Source organism: methanotrophic endosymbiont of Bathymodiolus puteoserpentis (Logatchev), from assembly GCF_900128525.1.
Lineage (GTDB): Bacteria > Pseudomonadota > Gammaproteobacteria > Methylococcales > Methylomonadaceae > Methyloprofundus.
Genome location: NZ_FQTQ01000058.1, coordinates 1 through 1,828 on the forward strand (window position 1 = coordinate 1; position 1,828 = coordinate 1,828).

1 protein-coding gene is annotated in these 1,828 nt (G+C 40.5%); it reads right to left on the minus strand.

Features of this window, described 5'->3' with window-relative positions; genetic code table 11:
* Positions 1-173 precede the first annotated feature (173 nt).
* Complete coding sequence (locus BQ7314_RS03550) at positions 174-1,322, minus strand: hypothetical protein (RefSeq protein ID WP_174482337.1); 1,149 nt, start codon at positions 1,320-1,322, stop codon at positions 174-176.
* Positions 1,323-1,828: the final 506 nt, after the last annotated feature.

Genomic DNA, 1,828 nt, shown 5'->3' on the forward strand with positions numbered 1-1,828 from the left:
ATATGATTCGAAAGGGACAGTTGTCCGAGGAAAATATGCCTGCTTATAAGCAATTTATGGCTTTAGCAGGATAGTTATGCCTGAAGACAAGGCGCTCTTCGCTTTCACTAGTTCTTGCGACAGAACCGATTATTCAATTTGGTGTCGAACATCAAACTGCTTAAAATATTATTTTAAAGCCACACAAGCCTAAGAATATCATAAAATATCATACTTCCCTTAATCTTGAGAGCCATTCTTTCCTCCTCTGACCCCGCGAACCAATCCTTATTATAAGTAATGGCTATCCTCTCTGTATTCTTATCTACTGTGACAAGCCCCGCTACCCTTCGATGATTCCTGCCTACCTTCAGTGAGTCTAACACCGCCTCCGCAGTACGACCATCATCCGTTCCACGCATAAGGAAAATACGCATAGCAGGGTCAATGGTATCTATGATTTCTTTTACCTGATCCACCTCAGACTCCAATGTTTTCTGGAGAGAAAACCCCCAAATTCTGGATAGACCCACAGAGAGGGTATTCAAAGGCAAAATGACCATGCCACAAGAATTAACCACCTTCTGGAGAGGCCACGCCATATCACCACTAGTCAAATCCTGAATCTCAGACCAATACGACAATCCGGAAATACCATCCAACACAATAAACACTTTCCTTATCTGGCTGTCATCGCAATCCTGAGTGTATCGATATCCCATGCTGTCATGGTTAACCCAGCCAGGGAAAATCTCATATACAGCATGAGGTATATAAGGCTCTATAGCTGCAATAAACTCAGTTATATACTTCAATGCCATCTTTGCCTGTGGTAAGTCGTATTTACGTAATGCATACAACTCATCAGTAGCCATTAAGTCATCTGCTCGGCTGCCATAATAAGCCTGTTTTCTAGACGATAGATTTGTATACATATCTACGTAACAAGATATTGCGTTTTCAACGGCTGTCAACCTACGTTTAGATCTGTCTAATTCCTTAGTGGGAGTTCTTTCCATACCAGCCTCGATTTTAGTAAGGTTTTTCTCCCTCCATGCTTTATTTTTACATGCAAAAATATCCAGCAATGCTTGGTTAGAGTACTTACGTACAAAATAATCAAGATCATACAGCCAATTACGATCATAAATTCGGTTCTGAGCCTCAAGTGATTTCTTTAAAGATGAGGCATACCGTTTTTCAGCTAATTCAGCAGCCATAACTGCATAATCCCATATCTTGTAGTGATTATAAACGTCTATATTGTCATTCTTAATGACTTCAAACTCAGAAATTTCATCACGTATATCTTGAATCCATTTTCCATTGTCAGCTCTTGCCATACTGGATGCTAGGGTGATAACTAGAATTATTAGAACTCTGTGCATTTTCTCTCTTAAATATTATGTGAAATACAGCAGTCGTTACAGACTCAGGGCGTACTGGGGCTTATCCAATTCGCTCCGTATGTGAATGAATAGTTGTCGACAGGAGTCCCAAGTATTTCATGAGGTAGGATACGCTCCTGTATTGCGGAATCCGGGTTCATGGGCCATTACGCTTTATATTATCCTCTGGTACACGCTCTGGTAAGAGCTACAGGATATTAAAAGCAATTATCATGCCTATAAAAAATAACTATATATAACATATAGTTACCTATATATTTCATGGTAAATATAACTTAACTATGTTATATAACTTAATTAAAAAGCGGGTAGTGCGGGGAGTCGCTATTTTTGCGAAAGCTTGTTTTGGGCATCCCTGCCCAAGCAAGCAGCAAAAACTTAACGCGACTGCTAATGCCTTCGGCGCCCCGATTCGTCCTCGTCACCTCGTCCCGACCCAA